Annotated in this window: 13 protein-coding genes; 5 read left to right on the top strand and 8 right to left on the bottom strand. The window is 34.8% G+C overall.

Going from position 1 to position 18,450, the window contains the following annotated elements; translation table 11 throughout:
* Positions 1-17: 17 nt before the first annotated feature.
* From IRZ99_RS20940 to IRZ99_RS20920, 5 genes are all read right to left on the bottom strand, one after another.
* Complete coding sequence (locus IRZ99_RS20940) at positions 18-2,024, bottom strand: trehalase family glycosidase (protein WP_194659320.1); 2,007 nt, start codon at positions 2,022-2,024, stop codon at positions 18-20.
* Between the two features lie 126 nt (positions 2,025-2,150).
* Positions 2,151-3,650 carry a RagB/SusD family nutrient uptake outer membrane protein gene (locus IRZ99_RS20935; protein ID WP_194659319.1) on the bottom strand — a complete coding sequence of 500 codons (1,500 nt, stop codon included), beginning with the start codon at positions 3,648-3,650 and terminating at the stop codon, positions 2,151-2,153.
* A gap of 23 nt (positions 3,651-3,673) precedes the next feature.
* Entirely contained in the window at positions 3,674-6,796 is a 3,123-nt protein-coding gene (locus tag IRZ99_RS20930) for a TonB-dependent receptor (RefSeq protein WP_228519141.1), read from the bottom strand.
* A 155-nt stretch (positions 6,797-6,951) separates the two neighbouring features.
* Positions 6,952-8,505 (bottom strand): aldehyde dehydrogenase family protein, encoded by a 1,554-nt coding sequence (locus IRZ99_RS20925; RefSeq protein ID WP_194659318.1) that lies wholly within the window; start codon positions 8,503-8,505, stop codon positions 6,952-6,954.
* Positions 8,506-8,702: 197 nt separating this feature from the next.
* Positions 8,703-9,518: a DUF1338 domain-containing protein gene (locus tag IRZ99_RS20920; protein ID WP_194659317.1), complete on the bottom strand. Its 816-nt coding sequence runs from the start codon at positions 9,516-9,518 to the stop codon at positions 8,703-8,705.
* A gap of 188 nt (positions 9,519-9,706) precedes the next feature.
* On the opposite strand from IRZ99_RS20920, the gene IRZ99_RS20915 reads away from it, so the two are divergent.
* Positions 9,707-10,177, top strand: coding sequence for an Lrp/AsnC family transcriptional regulator (locus tag IRZ99_RS20915; protein ID WP_194659316.1), 471 nt, complete (start codon positions 9,707-9,709; stop codon positions 10,175-10,177).
* 121 nt (positions 10,178-10,298) lie between these two features.
* Here the strand turns inward: IRZ99_RS20915 and IRZ99_RS20910 are convergent, their stop codons facing one another.
* Entirely contained in the window at positions 10,299-10,988 is a 690-nt protein-coding gene (locus tag IRZ99_RS20910; RefSeq protein ID WP_194659315.1) for an SIMPL domain-containing protein, read from the bottom strand.
* A 52-nt stretch (positions 10,989-11,040) separates the two neighbouring features.
* Complete coding sequence (locus IRZ99_RS20905) at positions 11,041-11,688, bottom strand: rhomboid family intramembrane serine protease (protein ID WP_194659314.1); 648 nt, start codon at positions 11,686-11,688, stop codon at positions 11,041-11,043.
* Between the two features lie 111 nt (positions 11,689-11,799).
* Between IRZ99_RS20905 and IRZ99_RS20900 the strand changes: the two genes are divergently transcribed.
* Together IRZ99_RS20900 and IRZ99_RS20895 are read left to right on the top strand one after the other, a co-directional pair.
* Positions 11,800-12,672 carry a lysophospholipid acyltransferase family protein gene (locus IRZ99_RS20900; protein WP_194659313.1) on the top strand — a complete coding sequence of 291 codons (873 nt, stop codon included), beginning with the start codon at positions 11,800-11,802 and terminating at the stop codon, positions 12,670-12,672.
* Between the two features lie 234 nt (positions 12,673-12,906).
* On the top strand, positions 12,907-14,391 hold the full coding sequence (locus tag IRZ99_RS20895) for a glycosyl hydrolase (protein WP_194659312.1): 1,485 nt from the start codon (positions 12,907-12,909) through the stop codon (positions 14,389-14,391).
* A gap of 101 nt (positions 14,392-14,492) precedes the next feature.
* Here the strand turns inward: IRZ99_RS20895 and glmM are convergent, their stop codons facing one another.
* On the bottom strand, positions 14,493-15,881 hold the full coding sequence (gene glmM, locus IRZ99_RS20890; protein ID WP_194659311.1) for a phosphoglucosamine mutase: 1,389 nt from the start codon (positions 15,879-15,881) through the stop codon (positions 14,493-14,495).
* 224 nt (positions 15,882-16,105) lie between these two features.
* On the opposite strand from glmM, the gene IRZ99_RS20885 reads away from it, so the two are divergent.
* Both IRZ99_RS20885 and ggt read left to right on the top strand, forming a co-directional pair.
* Positions 16,106-16,690: an ACP phosphodiesterase gene (locus tag IRZ99_RS20885; protein WP_194659310.1), complete on the top strand. Its 585-nt coding sequence runs from the start codon at positions 16,106-16,108 to the stop codon at positions 16,688-16,690.
* A 38-nt stretch (positions 16,691-16,728) separates the two neighbouring features.
* A complete protein-coding gene (gene ggt, locus IRZ99_RS20880; protein ID WP_194659309.1) occupies positions 16,729-18,405 on the top strand; it encodes a gamma-glutamyltransferase in 1,677 nt (558 codons plus the stop codon).
* Positions 18,406-18,450 lie beyond the last annotated feature (45 nt).

Below are 18,450 nucleotides of genomic sequence, written 5' to 3'. Positions count from 1 at the left end.
TTTAGAAATTAGTTCGACTATTTGTCTTGTAAAAGCAGCATTAAATAATGAGAGGCTGACCAGCTAAAATTAAAAGCTTCTAATCCTTTTCCTGTAACAGGCTGATAGTTTTCTCTAATTGAGGTTCCTTTGTCTAAAACTCCTTCTGCATTGTAAATCAGTTTGTGTGCTAATTCATTTGCCTCGGTTGTGTATCCGTATTTTTCTAATCCGTTAATTCCAAAATAACTTTGATCAAGCCAAACCGGTCCTCTCCAATAGCCACCTTCAGGTTTAAATTTAGGATGATTTGCGGCCAATGTTGGTAAAGGAACAAAGGTGTTTAAGGATTTTGTATCTAACATATTCGCTTTAGCAGCTTTGGCTTGTTCAGCCGTGGCAACCTCAGCCCAAATTGGTAAATAACCTTCACATCCCATTGCTTTAATTAATGTTTTACCGTCGATTGTAGTGTCGTAAAACCAACCTGTTGACGCATCCCAAAACTGATTTTGAATTTTAGCTTTTAGCGTTACACTTTCGTCTTTCCATTTTTTAGCTTCTTCCGTCAGTTTTAAAACGGCAGCCATTTTATTTAAATAGTCCTTTTCAGCATATAGAAACGAATTTAAGTCTACACTTTCCTGATCTAGTGAATAGGCTTTTTCTCCGTTTTTCAGAATTTTACTATCATCAAAACGAACGGCATTGTCCATTCCGCTTTCCCATTTTGCCGCGATCACAGTTCCGTCGGTTGAACCAAATTCACATAAACCATCCTGATCATGATCACGGTCTTTATACCACCAATTATGATATAATTTTAACTTTGGATAAAACTCTTTTATGAAGTTAACGTCTTTCGTTTTTTCGTAAATTTTCCAGATTGCCCAGGCAGCAAGTGGCGCTTTCGTATTTCGGTAATTGTTTTCTTCCAGAAGATTATTTCTGTAGATACAATCCGGTATAAATCCGTTTGGTTCCTGATAATCAAATAAAGCACGCATTTGATTTTTTGCCAATTCCGAATCATAATTCGCTACAGCAACAGCATGTTTCCAACTATCCCAAGCCCAAAAACCATGAAACCACTCGTAATTATAACTCGGAAAAAGGCCTCCGTGCTTTAATCCTTCCGCAGCAATTCTGGTGTTGTTTTGTAGCGTTAAAACCAATTTTGCAATCAAATCAGAATAAACTGCATCTTTGTAAATGCTTTTCTTTTTGGCTATTAATTCCGCCAATTGTCGTTCCTTTTCTTTTTGCGTGTTGTTAAGCAATGTTTTGAAAATTATTTTTGCAATAGTTTCGTTTTCATTTTTCCATGAATATTGAGCAAAAATAAAAGTTTGAGCCACTACAATCTCTTTCGTTTCATTTGGTTTTAATACCAGTTTTTCCGTCTGGGCTTTGTATCCTTGTTTTGTAAGTTCAATTTCAGGATTACTATTTAAGAACTGAATGTAGCCTGTCGCAGTACTTTTCGTAGAAACGATTTTTATTTTTTTATCTTCTTGAGACAACTGTAAATCATCTAAAAAAATGTTCGAATTATAAGACGGGAAAAGGGTTATCGTTTTTCCTGATTTATTAGTAATACTTGTTTTTTGTAATGCCGAATGACCCGATAAAAATACCAACTGTTGTTTTATCTCTAATTTGTCATTTTTAAATTGTTGCTCTAAATGGCTATTGTAACTATTTTGATCAATTAATGCACTTTTCCAATTGATGACTTCCTGCTTGTTTTCATCCTTTAATTCTAAAGAAACAAACGAAGGACTTAACCAAACCCCGTTTTGTTCTGTCATTAAAAAAGGTCCTGAAAATCCTGCCTTAACTTCTGATGGTTCTAAGAATCCGAATGCAAACCACGCACCTTTATCTGAGAAAGCTAATGATTTTCTGTCTGTAGCATTTGTTGGGTTTCCTTTATAATTAATACTGTTTTTAGCGGATTCTAAGTTTGGGAAACTTTTTTGAGACCAACCTAATTGCAGTATAAAAAAGGGTGCAAGAATAAAAAGTATTTTCTTTTTGCCCATGTTATTTCGTTTTTATGATGTGTTTTTACTTCAATTTCTACTTCTCCTTATGGAAGATTTTTTTACATAAAAAGAATAGCCCAAGAAATATAGGCTATTCTTTTTAAATTAAAATCATTTACAGTATTAATTCGTTTGTAATTCTGTCAATGGAATTGGGTAAAAGTTATTTTTTGATGGATCAAAACCAGTACGTCCTACTGCATCAAGAGCAGTTTTTGTTTTACCCCAACGACGTAAATCGTAAAAACGATAGTTTTCAAGAGGAAATTCTACGATTCTTTCGTGCTCGATTTGAGTTCTTACTTCTGCCGCAGTTGTTCCTGTCATTCCAGGCATATCAGCTCTTTCACGAACTTTGTCGATGTACGGAATAGCTTCTGCGCTACGTCCTAATTCATTTAACACCTCAGCCTGCATCAATAATACATTTGAATATCGCATAAGCGGAATGTTGATTGCGGTAAATTCCTGATCCATTTTCTCCTGAGTACTTGGTATGTATTTACGATACACCGGTTTGTCTGTATCTCCAAATTTTTCATCATACGTTGTTCCTATTACCATTGGGTTTTCAGGATCATTGAAATAAGGATCTTTGAAGAAAATGGTGCTATAAAGACGTGAATCATAGTTTCCTGTAGTAGCAATTTTTCCTTCTTTTTTGAATTCGTTTACCAGCATTGCACTCGGAAGGATTTCATCCCATCCACCAAGTTCAGCCGCTGCCATCCAGTAATGAAGCGCATTACGATAGAATGCTCCATTTGCTGTAGTTTCAGAAAATTGTAATTCAAAGATAGATTCTTTTGTGTTTTTAGTAGTACCGTCAAACATAGAAACATAATCTTTAACTAACTCATACCCTTGTACTTTATTCAATGCTGTAAGTGCCTCGTTTAGGAAATTTTGCTTTTGAGCAGTTTCTTCATAAGATCTTGTCAAATAAGCAAATCCAAGGTAACTGTTTGCGGCGCCACTTGTAGCGCGACCTGTTTTATCCTGAGCTTGTTTTGCAGGAAGTACATCAGCTACGGCTTTGAATTCTGCCGTAATAAAATCCCAGGCTTCTGCACGTGTTGATAACGGAATATTAAGATCACTTTCTTTAGTTACATATTTATTTCTAATGAAGATTTGATCCCAGTTCAGAAGCAATTTCATGTGATAATAAGCACGTAAAAAACGAGCTTCGGCTTCAATTTGTTTTCTATCAGCGTCATTTAATTCTGAAGCAGGAACTTGTGGCAATTTATCAATTACCTGATTCGCATTACTGATTCCTCTGTAATTGATTTTCCAATAGCTTGTAAACTGACTGTTTCCGTTTGTATAGGTAAATGTTGAAAGCTCTACCCAGTTTTGGTAATTCAAAGCATCACTTCCTAATTCGTTTATGTCTTCGCGATACGCTTCTACAGGCCATTTTACTTCGGCGAAAGCCCATTCATCAACGGCGCATTCCAATTGTGAATATGTTGAAGCTAAAGCAGATTCGGCATCAGCTTTATTTCTCCAGAAATTATCTGAAGTAAGTTGGTCCGGAGATTGTTGGTCAAGATAATCACTACAACTTGTGATAGTGAACAGACCTATAGTGGATAATAATAAAAATATCTTTTTCATGAGAATGTCTTTTTTAAATAGAATTAAAATATATACTGAACACCAGATACAAATGATCTTGTAAATGGATAAACAAAACGGTCAACACCAGTGTCAATTACTGAGGCACGAGAGAATTCCGGATCGATACCTGAATAATTAGTTATGGTAAACAAATTTTCAGCACTTATATAAAATCTAAGCTTGTCTGTATTTGCTTTTCCTAACAGTTTGCTTGGTACAGTATATCCCAATTGCAATTGGCGCATTCTAATAAAATCTCCACTCTCAAGAAAACGATCCGATTCACGACTGTTTCCATTAGGATCCTGCAATACTGCACGAGGAATGTTACTGTGATTTTCGGGTGTCCATGAATTTAATGTTGAAGCCAACATATTGGTTCCCGAATTCATAGATTCGTAGAAATATCTGTTTCCGTTATATAATTTATTTCCCCATCCGCTTCCAATTAAAGCAGAGAAGTCGAAGCCTTTGTAGCTAGCTCCTAAACTAAGATTTACTTCTAATTTTGGTAATCCTGTTCCGGCATATGCTTTATCATTTTCATCAATAGCACCATCACCATTCAAATCTTTGAAACGAATATCACCCGGTTGTGCATTTGGCTGTAATAAAACGCCATTTTTATTATGCGCATTTACTTCTTCTGAAGTTTGAAAAATTCCATCAGTTTGATATAAATAGAATCCACTAATTGGGCTTCCTACACGAGCCTGAGTTGGAAAGTGTTCATCTCCGAATTTCAATCCTTCTCCGTAGATAGTCTGTCCTTCATTTGCCAATTCTTCTACTTTGTTTTTAAGCGTAGTAAAATTTAAACCTGCATTGTATTTGAATTCATTAACCTGATCGCGATAATTTACTTCAAATTCAAATCCGCTGTTGCTAATTTTACCTACGTTAAGAATCGGGTCGTCGATACCTGCAGATGGAGCCATTTTTTTTGTAATCAATAAATTATCTGTTACATTATGGTAATAGTTCATCGAACCACTGATTTTTCCTTTCAAAAGGGTATAATCGATACCGATATTTTTAGAATCTGTAGTTTCCCACTGAAGGTTTCTATTTTCTAATGCCGTTGCAATACTTCCCGGCCAAGGGTTACTTCCGTTTCCTTGTACGTAACCTGAACCTAAAGAATTACCTGTTTTAATTAAAGTATTTGCTGAGTAATATCCTAACGCTGCTTCGTTACCCAATTGTCCCCAGCTCGCACGTAATTTTAAAGTTGAAAGAATCATGTCTTTCGGGAAAAAATCTTCTTGTTCTATTTTCCATCCTAAAGCGATAGATGGAAATGTTCCCCAACGGCTGTCTTCTCCAAATTTAGAAGAACCATCTTTTCTAACTGTCATTTGAACTAAGTAACGATCATTGAAAGAGTAGTTTAATCTGCTAAAGAAAGATACGCGATTGTATTGAAACTTTGAACCATCGGCAGCATATGTTCCTCCTTTTCCTGCACCAATAGTTTCAAAACCAGGATCCAGGAATCCAGATGGGCGATCGATAGAAACCAGTTGTCCGTCTTCTACAGAATAATCTGTTGTTTTTCCTTCCACACTAACCTGATTCCAGTTTGAAGACTGACTATTAAAAGTATTTCCCAACATTAATCCAAAAACGTGTTTTCCGAAAGTTTTATCAATCGTAATAATATTATCTAATATTTGCTCATCCCACGTTGTTCTCAATTCCGTTTGCATTGGATAAAGATGAACCTCTTTTGGGTTTGCAATAAACGGTGGAAAGTGAGCCGTTTGCTGGTTGTTTTTTACTCTGTAAGAATAAGCTAGTTTATATTTTATCCATGAAGCAAGGTTTGCAGTTACTGCAATATTTGCTGTTAAATCTTGTCCTATGTCGTTGCTCTTTCTAAAGTGTTCTTCAGCAACCGGATTTGTTCCTGCTGGTAAACCATTCTTATCTGACAGCCCATATCCATATTGCTCTGTTTCATCATAAACAGGAACCAGCGGCGCCATTGTGTATACTTCTTTTAGTTGAAAATTAGGCAATGCATTTTGTGTTGCCATATAAGCCATTTTTCCATCTACATCAAAAATTGATTTCTTGAAACTAACTCTTGCACTAGCGGTTTGCTGACCATATTCATTATCAATCACGATTCCTTTTTGCTTTACGTAATTACCATATAAAGCAAATTTAAAATCACCTTGTCTTCCCTGGACACCTAAACCGTAGTTTTGAGTAAGTCCTGAACGGAAAACCTCATCCTGCCAATCTGTATTAACATCAGATGGAGCTGTTATATAGGCTGGAAGCGGTTTTGGTGAAGTTGCATATTTATTGTACTCATCGTACATTCTTTTATTAACTGTACGATATCCGTCAGCATCTAATAAATCTAAGGTTTTTGAAGGATTTGTAATGCTTAAAAAAGAGCTAAAATCTACTTTTACGCCCTCTTTCTGACCATTTTTTGTCGTTACAATAATAACACCATTAGCAGCGACAGATCCATAAATTGCAGCCGCGGCACCATCTTTGAGAACCTCCATAGATTCTATATTTGTTGGGTTTACTGTTGTAATTGATCCTTGAAATCCGTCAATAATATAAAGTGGTTCTGTTGCGCCAAAGGTATTTACTCCACGGATTTTTACACTAACAGAGGCGCCTGCAACACCACCGCTTTTTTGAACATTTACTCCGGCAACCAAACCCTGAAGTGCCTCAGCCGGGTTTGTTGTAGCCCTGGTTTCAAGGCTTTCTTTTTTAACGGTCGAAATTGCTCCTGTTACGTTACTTTTCTTTTGAGAACCATAACCAATAATTACTACTTCATTCAGTTTATTGGTCTCTTCCTGCATTACTATATTAAGTTCTGCACGGTTATTTACGGCTTCGCTTTTTCCTATGAATCCCATATATGAAAAAATGATAACCGGATCTACGAGACTTGACGAATAGACCAGTGTATAATTTCCGTCAATATCTGTTGCTGCATTGTATTTTGAATCTTTAATCGAAATACTTACGCCTGGCAGCGTATTATTTTTTTCATCCGTGACTTTTCCTGAAATTGTTTTCTGTGCTTGTGCAAAGTTGATGGTTGGCAACCACAAGCATAACAATAAAGGAATAAAATTTAATTTCCTGATTAATAGTTTTTTCATTTTGGTTAATAGTTTTGATTAATTTTTTTCTCGTTTTCTTTTTTTGTTTTTTAGTTTATGCAGGCAATTTATCTGGTCAATGCCGAAAAAACATTGACCAAATAAACTACGGTATTCTCTTTATTCTGATTTTTTCTACAGACCTGTTCCGGGGTCTATAAATCAAATTTTATTCCTTGTGCTAATGGCAAACTAGTAGTGTAGTTGATTGTATTCGTTTGTCTTCGCATGTAAACTTTCCAGGCATCAGAACCTGACTCTCTTCCTCCGCCTGTTTCTTTTTCTCCACCAAAAGCACCGCCAATTTCAGCACCAGATGTTCCGATATTTACATTTGCAATACCACAATCAGAGCCTGTAACTGATAAGAATAGTTCCGCTTCTCTTAAGTTATTGGTCATAATTGCAGATGATAATCCCTGTCCTACGCCATTTTGGATTTCAATTGCATCTGTAACAGTTCCTGAATATTTTAATAAGTACAATACTGGGGCAAAAGTTTCGTGTTGTACAATCTCAAATGTATTATCAGCTTCAGCAATTGCAGGTTTCACATAGCAGCCACTTTCGTAACCTTCTCCTGAAAGTACACCACCTTCAACTAGGATTTTTCCACCTTCGGCAACTACTTTTTCCAGCGCCTCATTATACATTTCAACCGCATGTTTGTCGATTAACGGACCAACATGGTTCTTTTCGTCTAATGGATTTCCGATGCGTAGCTGTTTGTAGGCAGAAACTATTGCATCTTTAACTTTATCATATATACTTTCGTGAATGATCAGACGACGCGTTGAAGTACATCTTTGTCCGGCTGTTCCCACAGCACCAAAAACAGCACCAATCACAGTCATTTTAATATCTGCGTCCGGCGTTACAATAATGGCATTGTTTCCACCTAATTCTAATAATGAATTTCCTAAACGTCCCGCAACTACCTGTGCGACAATTTTACCCATACGAGTAGAACCAGTAGCTGAAATTAACGGCACACGTTTATCACTTGTCAATAATTCCCCAATTTTATAATCACCATTTATTAAACAAGAAATTCCTTCTGGAAGGTTGTTTTCTTTGATAACTTCAGCAATAATATTTTGGCATGCTATTCCGCAAAGAGGCGTTTTTTCAGAAGGTTTCCAAACACAAACATCGCCACAAATCCAGGCCAAAGCTGTATTCCAGGCCCAAACTGCTACCGGAAAGTTGAATGCAGAAATGATTCCAACAACGCCCAAAGGATGATATTGTTCGTACATTCTATGTCCCGGACGTTCAGAGTGCATTGTCAAACCGTGAAGCTGACGTGAAAGACCCACTGCAAAGTCACAGATGTCGATCATTTCCTGAACTTCACCAAAACCTTCCTGCAGTGATTTTCCCATTTCGTAAGAAACCAGTTTACCTAAAGCTTCTTTGTTTTTTCTCAATTTCTCACCAAACTGACGCACGATTTCTCCACGTTGTGGTGCTGGCATTACTCTGAATTGTTTGAAAGCCGCTGTCGCCGATTCCATTACTTTTTCATAATCTGCTGCTGTTGAAGTTTTAATTTTTCCAATTAATGCTCCATCAACCGGAGAAAAACTCTCTAAAATTTCTCCGTTTGAAAAATTATTTAATCCTGTTGAAGTTCCTTCGTTAATTTCCTTTATACCCAATTGGTCTAAAGCTTCTTTAATTCCGAATCCTATTTCTGTTGTTGTCATTTCGACTTTTTATTAATTTGTTATACTGCTTTTATCAAAAAGCAGGATTGTTTTTAACTCCCTAAGTTCATTATCCTGCAAGGTTTTTTCAACCTTGTAGGTTTTAAATATCAGGTTTTGAATATATAGTCATACCTACAAGGTTGAAAAAACCTTGCAGGAATAAAGCATTGTCAATAAACTTATTTTGAATTTTATTATTTAGTTTCCTGCAGCTTTACATCAGTACTCTCAAATATTTTATCGGCAGATGATGCAACAAATCCCTGGTATAATTCTCCGTTTGCCATTGGATAACGCAGGGCAAATTCGTAATAACAAGACGGAATCTCTAAAGCACCTTCTTCAAAATCTACCACGTACAAATCTGCCAATGTGCTTGATTGTTCCAGTAATTGTTCCGGTGTACCTTTGATTTTCCCTCCGGATGCGTTTAATTTCCATCCGCTTTCTTCTAAAAAGCTGTTTAATTCTTCTAAAGTTTTAAACTCTTTTAAGGCATTAGTATTTATAGTGAAGTGATTGGCTCTAAAACCGTAAACATACATCCAGGCAGCATATTCAGATTCCTCTAATAATGATTTGTAGATTTTTTGTGAATTTCCTTTCCAAACAGAACCGCTTAAAACCAATTCTGAATCGTTGAATACATTTTGATCACAACTGTTTAAGATATCTTGTACTGTTTCTTGCAATTCAGCTGAACACTTTTCTAATTCTAATTCAGAAATAAAAATTCTTGGAGCGTTCTTATCAGTAGTGTGCTCATAGTGTTTGGCATATAATTTTTTAGTCTCAAAATTATATTCTCCTCTTGCTTCATAACCAACATTTAAAAAAGGTTTTTCTAAAACCTCGATATTAACACGTTTATCATTGAAAGTACGAATCGCGATATGATCATTCTGAATTTCTTCACCTCTGTCTTCTAACAATTCATGTATTTTTTTTGCAGATGGAGTAATATCAGCATATTGCTCCCATAGTTTCGTAAGTAATTGATCTTTATTCATTTCTGTTATGTTAAAATACTGTTATTATGACACAAATCTATACATAAAGATGTACATATAACAGCCATAGGATACGATTATTGATATATAGACATCTTAAACACTTTTTTTTGTAATTTTGACACTTTAAAATCTAGTTTTAACATAAGAATTGTCAAAATAATAGAATATCTAAACAATCAAGAGCTATGGCGGGTACTAAGAAGAATGAAAATACTGACTATTTAGATAGAGAAATTATGCAGAAACTAAGTGAGAATGGAAGAATACCATTTTCAGATCTTGCGAAGGAATTAAATATATCCAATTCTTTGGTACATTTAAGAGTGAAGAAATTGCAGGAAGCAGGAGTTATTACAGGTTTCTCTGTAAAACTAAACGCTAAAGAACTTGGTTTTGAAACCATTACCTATACGGGAATTGTTACGAAAGAAGCCCGTTACTCCTACTCTATAGCCGAAAAACTCAAAGAAATCCCGGAAGTGATCGAATGCCATTGGGTATCGGGAAAATATGCCTTATTTATTAAAATTGTTTCTTTTAATAATGAAGAGCTTCGTAAAATTTTATACGAGCAGATTCATCAAATTGAAGGCGTTGGAAGCACGGATTCGTTTTTTTCTTTTGGTGCTGCGTTTGAAAAAAATCTGCCAGTTTAAGAGCGTAAATTTCAAATTTTTAAATCCCTAACCTAAAAAAAAAAGACTTTTAATAAAAAATCCCAAATTCCAATTGTTAAGTTGGAATTTGGGATTTAAATATTGGAATTTATTATATCTTTTAGTCTAAAATAAAACTCACACTTACATTTGCTGTGATTTCAATTTCTCCAATTGCTAATGTTTCGTTAGAAGCACCTTCAGCATTATCCATTGCCATAGACTTCATCGCATACATTGGTTGTGGATGATAAACTTGTGAGTTATCCGAAATCACAAAAGCTTTACCTACTTTTTGACCTAAAACAGAAACGTAATCTTCGGCTTTTGCTTTAGCATCTTTCATTGCAATTTTTCTTGCTTCAGATTGATATTGCACTAATTTTGATGATTCAAAAGAAACTTTGTCCAAACGGTTAATTCCTTGCTGAACTAAACCTTCCATCAATTCATCGTACTTAGATAAATCTTTCACCAAAATTTCAACTGTCTGAACAGCATTATAGCTTGTTTTCTTTTTTTCATAATCGTATTGCGGATTAAGAGCAACTTGTTTTGTTCTGAAATCTGTTGCTGGAATATTCATTTTTTTGATGAATTTCAAGACAGCGTCCATTTTTTCGTCATTTTGCTTTTTGACGTCTTTAGCATTATTTCCCTTAGTTTCAACTGTAGCTGAAATAGAAACCTGATCAGGAGCTACTTTTACTTTTCCTTCTCCATTTACATTGATCTGCGGAATTTGTTTGGTTTCCTGGCCGTAAGACATAGTCATAAACATGATTGTTAAAAATAATACTACTTTCTTCATTTTTGTTATATTTTAAAATTATGATAAGGGCATTTCAAAAGTTATGCCAACCTTACAATTTTCCTAATTTAGCCATCGCAAAAAGTATTAAAATAGGAATGGCTAATAAAATAACCATCAAACTATGGTCTACAATTAAGGAAGGTTCTTTTACCAAAGTAATCAAATAACCACCTATAGCACCTCCAAAGTGTGCTGTGTGCCCAATATTGTCATTTTTGGCTTTCATTCCGTATATCGAATACAATAAATATAAAATTCCGAACAAATAAGCGGGCATCGGAATGACAAAAAAGATTCCCAACATCATATCGGGCTGCAATAATATAGCAGAATATAAAATTCCGGTCACGGCGCCCGAAGCTCCTACTGCCCTATAACTATAATCGTTTTTATGAAACAACATTGTTAGTAAGCTTCCAAAAATCAAACTTCCAAAATAAATCAGAATGAAAGAAATTGTACCTAGCCACTCAATAACAACCGGTGCAAAAAACCAAAGTGTCAACATGTTAAATATTAAGTGCATCATGTCAACATGTAAAAAACCAGACGACAACATTCTGATTTGTTCACCTGAACGAATACTTCCTACGTGAAATTCGTATTTTCTAAAAAAAGCAAGATCATTAAAACCTTTATAACTAATCAAGGCATTGGCAACTATAATCCCAACCAAAACGGTATTAACGGTATTCATAAAAAATATTTAATGTGAACGGTAAATATAATCATTCTCAAAGATAACTTTACAAGAAACCAAAACATCCATGGTTATTCATTTTTAATTTATCTTTGTAAAAAAAACTAGATGCAGTTTCTCGCTTATATAATAGCCTATCCTTTTCTTTGGCTTATTTCAATACTTCCCTTTCGTATATTTTATTGGTTTTCGGATTTCGTTTACTTCCTTGTATATCATGTTATTGGATATCGCAGAAAAGTAGTGCGCGAAAATCTGGCACTTACTTTACCACATTTAAGTGGCGCTGAAAGAAAAGAAATCGAAAAGAAATTTTATCAGCATATGTGTGATATGTTTCTGGAGATGATCAAAACAATGAGCATTACGCCTGAGGAAATGGAGAAAAGATTTACCATTACCAATATGGATCTTTTTCATGAATATGAAAGAAAAGGTAAAAGTGTTGTTTTAGTGGCTTCACACTACGCAAGCTGGGAATGGCTTTTGACACTTAACAAAAGAATGCTTTTTAATGGCGTTGGTGTTTATAAAAAAATTGCAAATCCTTATTTTGATAAACTGGTTCGCAAAATCAGAGGAAAATATGACGCTGAGTTAGTCGAAACGAAGAAAGCAATTCCGTTAATGGCACAAAACCAACGTGACGGAATTTTGAGTCTTTATGGTTTGGCCAGTGACCAATCACCAAAACTGGACAGAATTTTTCATTCGATGAAATTTATGGGAATTGAAGTTCCGGTTCATACAGGAGCTGAAATGTTGGCTAAAAAATATGACTTAAGCGTTATTTTCATCAAAGTGAAAAAAGTTGGCAGAGGTTATTATGAAGCGACGATTATACCAATTGCTGATAATCCAAAAGAATATGAAAATTTCGAAATCACGGAGAAATATCTAAGAGAAGTAGAAAAACAAATCTATGAAGCTCCTGAATATTATTTATGGACGCATAAAAGATGGAAACATCGCGTTCAATAAAACTTTTTAATTAAAAAACACTTAAAAGTCCAAAAGGCAGTAATGCTTTTTGGACTTTTGCTTTTATGTAAGTCGGCTAAAACTCGAAAACAATGTTTTTAAGACATCTAAAGAACATTTTGATGGGTTTTTGTAATGATTTTTTATGAATTTGAATAAATGATAATCTACACAAACAGTATACATTTGAAGTTGATTAAAATCTATCCAAAAACCACATTAAAAATTATTACCATGTTTAAAAAATTACTTTTTACATTTTTTATATCTGTTATCTACATAACCACTTTTGCTCAAAGTCCAAAAAGAGGTATTGCTTATGGAAACAATTCTACTGCCGATTTACTCGCTCTAAAACCTGGAGTTTCGTGGTGGTACAATTGGGGTTCATCACCTGAAAACGATATTAATACAAATTATGAATCGCTAGGTGTTGAATATGTACCAATGGCCTGGGGAAAAATTAGCGATGCCGAAGTACAGGCTTTCATTAACAGAATAAAACCAGGTGCCAAATATTTATTGGCCTTTAACGAACCAAATTTTAATGATGGTGCCAGATTAACGCCGCAAGAAGCTGTAAATGCATGGGGTAATGTAGAAAAAATTGCAGCAGCAAAAAATCTGGAAATTGTTAGTGCTTCACCAGCTTACAATGGTCCAAATAACTACGGTGGTTTTTCTGATCCTGTAGCCTGGCACGATCAATTTTTCCTTTTATGCCCAAATTGTAAAGTCGATTATATTGCTTTTCATACTTATGATAATACATCAGGCTCTGTCATTGGCGTTACAGGTCTTCTTAAAAAATACAATCGTCCAGTTTGGGTAACTGAATTTGCAAATAGAGTTATTCAAACTGCTGATCAGAAAACTACCTTCATGAAAGAAATCATTACCAGTTTTGAAAATGATCCAGACATTTACAGATATTCCTGGTTTACAGGAAGAGTTCCTGCCGATTGGATAGACATGCAGGAAGGACAATTGTTAGCTCCTCAAAGTGGTGTTTTAAAACCTATTGGTACTGAATACATAAATACAACTTACACTTCAAAAAAAATGAATGTTCCTGGCCGAATTACAGCCAACAAACATTATAGAAGAAAAGGAACTGGCTTACAAAGTACTACAGATTCCGGAACTGGTCAAAATGTTTGTTTTATTGAAGCAGGAGACTGGAATGAATTTATACTAAATGTTGCCGATGCCGGAACTTATAATTTGACTTTTAGAGTAGCATCTCCAACGGTTCCAGGTAAATTTGATGTTTTAGTGAATGATATTGTAGTAAAAACAGATGAAACTTTTCCAGTTACTGGCGGGTACCAAACCTATGCTGATGAACTTGTGACTGGCGTTACATTGCCAAAAGGAGAAGTTTATCTTAAAATCAAGTTTAAATCAAATGATATGAATTTTAACTTTATCGATGTTGCTGCTGCCAACTTAGGTGTAAACGATCCCATACTTGAAAAAGATTTCTTTACTGTTTATCCAAATCCAGTTAAAACACAAGCAACACTTCATATAAAATCGGATAAAACTGAGCCTTTAAGTCTAAAAATTATCGACATGAAAGGGATTGTTTGTTATTCTTCAAATGATCATTTTACGAATGAAGATATTAAAATAGGGGATAAACTTTCAACTGGAGTTTATATCGTGACAGCCACTTATGGCACAGTTAAAAAATCACTTAAAATTATCAAAGACTAATAACCACCTCTCTAAAATAGTTCCAAAAAAAAACTCTTTCAACTTAATGAAAGAGTTTTTTTTGTTTGAAACAGATTTAAAAATCTTAGAATCTTTTTTAACTAAATTCCGGCAATTGCTTTTATTTCATCGATAATTCGAAGTGCTAAAACATCAGCTTTTTCCTGAGAAGGAGCTTCAGTGTAGATACGAATAATCGGCTCTGTGTTTGATTTTCTTAAATGAACCCATTCTGTAGCGAAATCAATTTTTACACCATCAATCGTAGTAATATCTTCGTTTTTATATTTTTCAGTCATGGCAATCAAAATAGCATCAACATCAATTTGTGGTGTTAATTCAATTTTATTTTTGCTCATATAATACTCCGGATAAGAAGCTCTCAAAGCCGAAACCGACATTTTTTTGTTTGCCAAATGCGTTAAGAATAAGGCAACTCCAACCAGACTATCACGTCCGTAATGCGATTCCGGATAAATAATTCCACCGTTACCTTCACCACCAATGATAGCGTTATTTTTCTTCATCAACTCCACTACATTCACCTCTCCTACAGCACTTGCTTCATAGTTTCCGTTATGCGCTTTAGTAACATCACGTAAAGCACGTGATGATGACATATTTGAAACTGTATTCCCTGCAGTTTTACTCAAAACATAATCGGCGCAAGCCACTAATGTGTATTCTTCTCCAAACATTTCACCGTCTTCGCTGATGAAAGCCAAACGATCTACATCCGGATCAACTACAACTCCCAAATGTGCTTTTTCTTTAACTACCAATTCTGAAATATCAGTCAAATGTTCTTTCAAAGGCTCTGGATTATGAGGAAAATGTCCGTTTGGTTCGCAATATAATTTTACAACTTCAACGCCCATTAATTCTAATAATCTCGGAATAATGATTCCTCCAGAAGAGTTTACTCCATCAACAACAACTTTAAATTTAGCCGCTTTTACCGCTTCAACATCAACCAAAGGCAAGTTTAAAACCTCGTCAATATGAATATCCATATAAGCATCATTAACTATAATTTCTCCTAAGTTATCTACATCAGAGAAATCGAAAGCTTCTGCTTCTGCAATTTCAAGAATTTTAGCTCCCTCAGCTCCGCTTAAAAACTCTCCTTTTTCATTCAATAATTTAAGAGCGTTCCATTGTTTTGGATTGTGAGAAGCCGTTAAGATAATTCCCCCATCAGCTTTTTCTAATGGTACAGCAACTTCTACAGTTGGTGTTGTTGAAAGTCCAAGATCAATTACATTAATTCCTAAACCAATTAAAGTATTTACAACCAAATTATGAATCATCGGACCAGAAATTCTGGCATCACGACCAATCACAACCGTTAATTTTTCTTTTGAAGTATTATTTTTCAGAAAAGTTCCATAAGCTGATGCAAATTTCACAGCATCAACCGGAGTCAGATTATCACCAACTTTTCCTCCTATAGTTCCGCGAATTCCGGATATTGATTTTATTAAAGTCATTTTTTTGAGATATGGTTATTTTTTATTTACAAATATAGAAAAGTTGCTGAGATGCTAAGGGGCTAAGGTGCTAAGATTTAAAAAAAAGTTGCGAAGGGCTATCCCGAGGCTTCGGGACTAAGTTGCTATGATTTATTACAAAACCGATTTAAAAAAGTTTTTATACATTTACAAGAGAGAACTTAGAATCTTAGCATCTCAGAACCTTAGCAACTCAAAAAAAAATGAACTTCCTAGCCCACATATATCTTTCAGGTGATAATGATTTGATCAAAATCGGCAATTTTATGGCGGATGGTATTCGTGGAAAACAGTTTGAGCATTTTCCTGAAGATGTGCAAAAAGGAATTATATTACACCGTTTTATAGATACTTATACAGATTCGCATGACGTATTTAGACAAAGTACCAAACGGTTACATGAAAAATATCATCATTATGCCGGCGTGATTGTAGACATTGTTTACGATCATTTTTTAGCAAAAAACTGGAGCAAATATTCGGATGAAAAACTAGAAGATTTTATCAATCGCTTCTACAATTCACTTCATACCAATTATGATATTCTGACCGAAAAAACTCAAGGTTTAATGCCTTATATGATCGAAAGAAACTGGCTTTTAAGTTATAGAACTGTTGATGGTATTCATCAGATTCTAACCCAAATGGATCGAAGGTCGAAAAACCTTTCAAAAATGCAATTTGCAAGTGAAGAGCTTAAAGAATTTTACGTCGAATTTGAGCAGGAATTCGCTACTTTCTTTGAAGAAATGCAACATCAGGCCAAACAAAAATTACTTTCCTTATAAAGTCAGTTGATTCTATAAAAACCCATATTTTCTACTTTATGAAAAAAATTACATTCTTATTCTCATTTATTTCCGTTTTTAGTTTTGCGCAACAAAATCCAACCGGATTGGTTACTTCAAAAGCAATGGTCGTTTCAGCAAGAGAAGAAGCTTCTAAAATTGGTTCTGATATCATGAAAAAAGGAGGAAATGCTTTTGATGCTATGGTTGGAACTGAATTAGCTCTTGCTGTTGCTTTTCCGTTTGCCGGAAATATTGGCGGTGGTGGTTTTATGGTGTACCGAAAAGCAAATGGAGAGGTTGGTTCATTGGACTATCGTGAAAAGGCGCCTTTAGCAGCATCAAAAGATATGTTTTTAGATCAGGACGGAAATGTAATTAAAGGAAAAAGCACCGAAACTGCTTTGGCAATTGGTGTTCCGGGAACGGTAGCCGGCGTTTTTGCAGTTCATAGAAAATTTGGCTCGATGCCAATATCCGAAATTTTAAAACCTGTCATTGCTTTAGCCGAGAAAGGTGTTGTGGTTACCAAAAAACAAGAAAAAAGCCTAAATGATTATCGTGATGCTATTGTAAAAGTAAATGGAGGAACGACACTTTTAGCAGCAAATTTTAAAGAAAAAGACACTATTAAATATCCGGCACTTGCTAAGACTTTAAAACGAATTTCTAAGAATGGAAGAAATGAATTTTATAAAGGAGAAACTGCTAAAATTTTAGTAGATTATCTTCAGAAAAAAGGCGGAATTATCACCCTTCCAGATTTAGCAAAATATGAAGCTAAATGGAGAAAACCGCTTCAGTTTACTTATAAAGATTTAAAAATCACTTCAATGGCTCCGCCAAGCAGTGGTGGAATCTGTCTGGCTCAAATTCTAAAAATGATTGCTCCTTATGATTTGGCAAAAATGGGACATAATTCTCCTGAAGCCATTCAGGTCATTGTGGAATCAGAAAGAAGAGCTTACGCTGACAGAAGTCAGTTTCTTGGTGATCCTGATTTTGTAAAAATTCCGGTCAACGCCTTACTCTCTGGAGATTATTTAAAAGATAGAATGTCCACTTTTAACGTTGACAAAGCCAGTTTATCCTCAGAAATAAAAGAAGGAAAAGTAACTTACAATGAAAGTACAGAAACCACACATTATTCTATAGTTGACAAATACGGAAATGCAATTGCAGCAACAACAACCCTAAATGACGGTTACGGCTCTAAATATTATTGTGATGAATTGGGTTTCTTTTTAAACAATGAAATGGACGATTTTAGCGCCAAGCCTGGATCTCCAAATATGTTTGGTTTAGTTGGAAATGAAGCCAATAGTATTGCACCTCAAAAAAGGATGTTGAGTTCAATGACTCCTACAATTGTTGAGAAAGATGGAAAGCTTTTTATGGTGGTGGGAACTCCTGGAGGATCTACTATCATAACATCAGTTTTGCAAACTATTTTAAACGTTTACGAATATAAATTGAGCATGCAGGAAGCTGTAAACGCGCCAAGATTTCATCATCAATGGTTACCAGATCTTATTACTTTTGAACCTAGTACTTTTGACAACAATACTATCAGTAAGCTTAAAACGAAAGGCTATTTAATTAATGAGAATCCAACACCAATAATCGGTAAAGTAGATGCTATTTTAGTACTTCCAAATAAAACTTTAGAAGGAGGAGCTGATTTTAGAGGTGATGATACTGCTGTAGGCTTTTAAATTAAAATAGATTTTAAATAAAAATCATACAATTTTGAATGTTAT

This window comes from Flavobacterium sp. LC2016-12 (assembly GCF_015351595.1).
In the GTDB taxonomy this organism is placed as follows: domain Bacteria; phylum Bacteroidota; class Bacteroidia; order Flavobacteriales; family Flavobacteriaceae; genus Flavobacterium.
The sequence above is the reverse complement of the archived record's forward strand: the minus strand, read 5'-3'. Positions and strand labels throughout refer to the sequence as shown.

Bases quoted from the DNA above. Each gene is read 5' to 3' on its own strand.
- IRZ99_RS20940 (WP_194659320.1), bottom strand. From the start codon at position 2,024: ATGGGCAAAAAGAAAATACTTTTTATTCTTGCACCCTTTTTTATACTG.
- IRZ99_RS20935 (WP_194659319.1), bottom strand. From the start codon at position 3,650: ATGAAAAAGATATTTTTATTATTATCCACTATAGGTCTGTTCACTATC.
- IRZ99_RS20930 (WP_228519141.1), bottom strand. From the start codon at position 6,796: ATGAAAAAACTATTAATCAGGAAATTAAATTTTATTCCTTTATTGTTA.
- IRZ99_RS20925 (WP_194659318.1), bottom strand. From the start codon at position 8,505: ATGACAACAACAGAAATAGGATTCGGAATTAAAGAAGCTTTAGACCAA.
- IRZ99_RS20920 (WP_194659317.1), bottom strand. From the start codon at position 9,518: ATGAATAAAGATCAATTACTTACGAAACTATGGGAGCAATATGCTGAT.
- IRZ99_RS20915 (WP_194659316.1), top strand. From the start codon at position 9,707: ATGGCGGGTACTAAGAAGAATGAAAATACTGACTATTTAGATAGAGAA.
- IRZ99_RS20910 (WP_194659315.1), bottom strand. From the start codon at position 10,988: ATGAAGAAAGTAGTATTATTTTTAACAATCATGTTTATGACTATGTCT.
- IRZ99_RS20905 (WP_194659314.1), bottom strand. From the start codon at position 11,688: ATGAATACCGTTAATACCGTTTTGGTTGGGATTATAGTTGCCAATGCC.
- IRZ99_RS20900 (WP_194659313.1), top strand. From the start codon at position 11,800: ATGCAGTTTCTCGCTTATATAATAGCCTATCCTTTTCTTTGGCTTATT.
- IRZ99_RS20895 (WP_194659312.1), top strand. From the start codon at position 12,907: ATGTTTAAAAAATTACTTTTTACATTTTTTATATCTGTTATCTACATA.
- glmM (WP_194659311.1), bottom strand. From the start codon at position 15,881: ATGACTTTAATAAAATCAATATCCGGAATTCGCGGAACTATAGGAGGA.
- IRZ99_RS20885 (WP_194659310.1), top strand. From the start codon at position 16,106: ATGAACTTCCTAGCCCACATATATCTTTCAGGTGATAATGATTTGATC.
- ggt (WP_194659309.1), top strand. From the start codon at position 16,729: ATGAAAAAAATTACATTCTTATTCTCATTTATTTCCGTTTTTAGTTTT.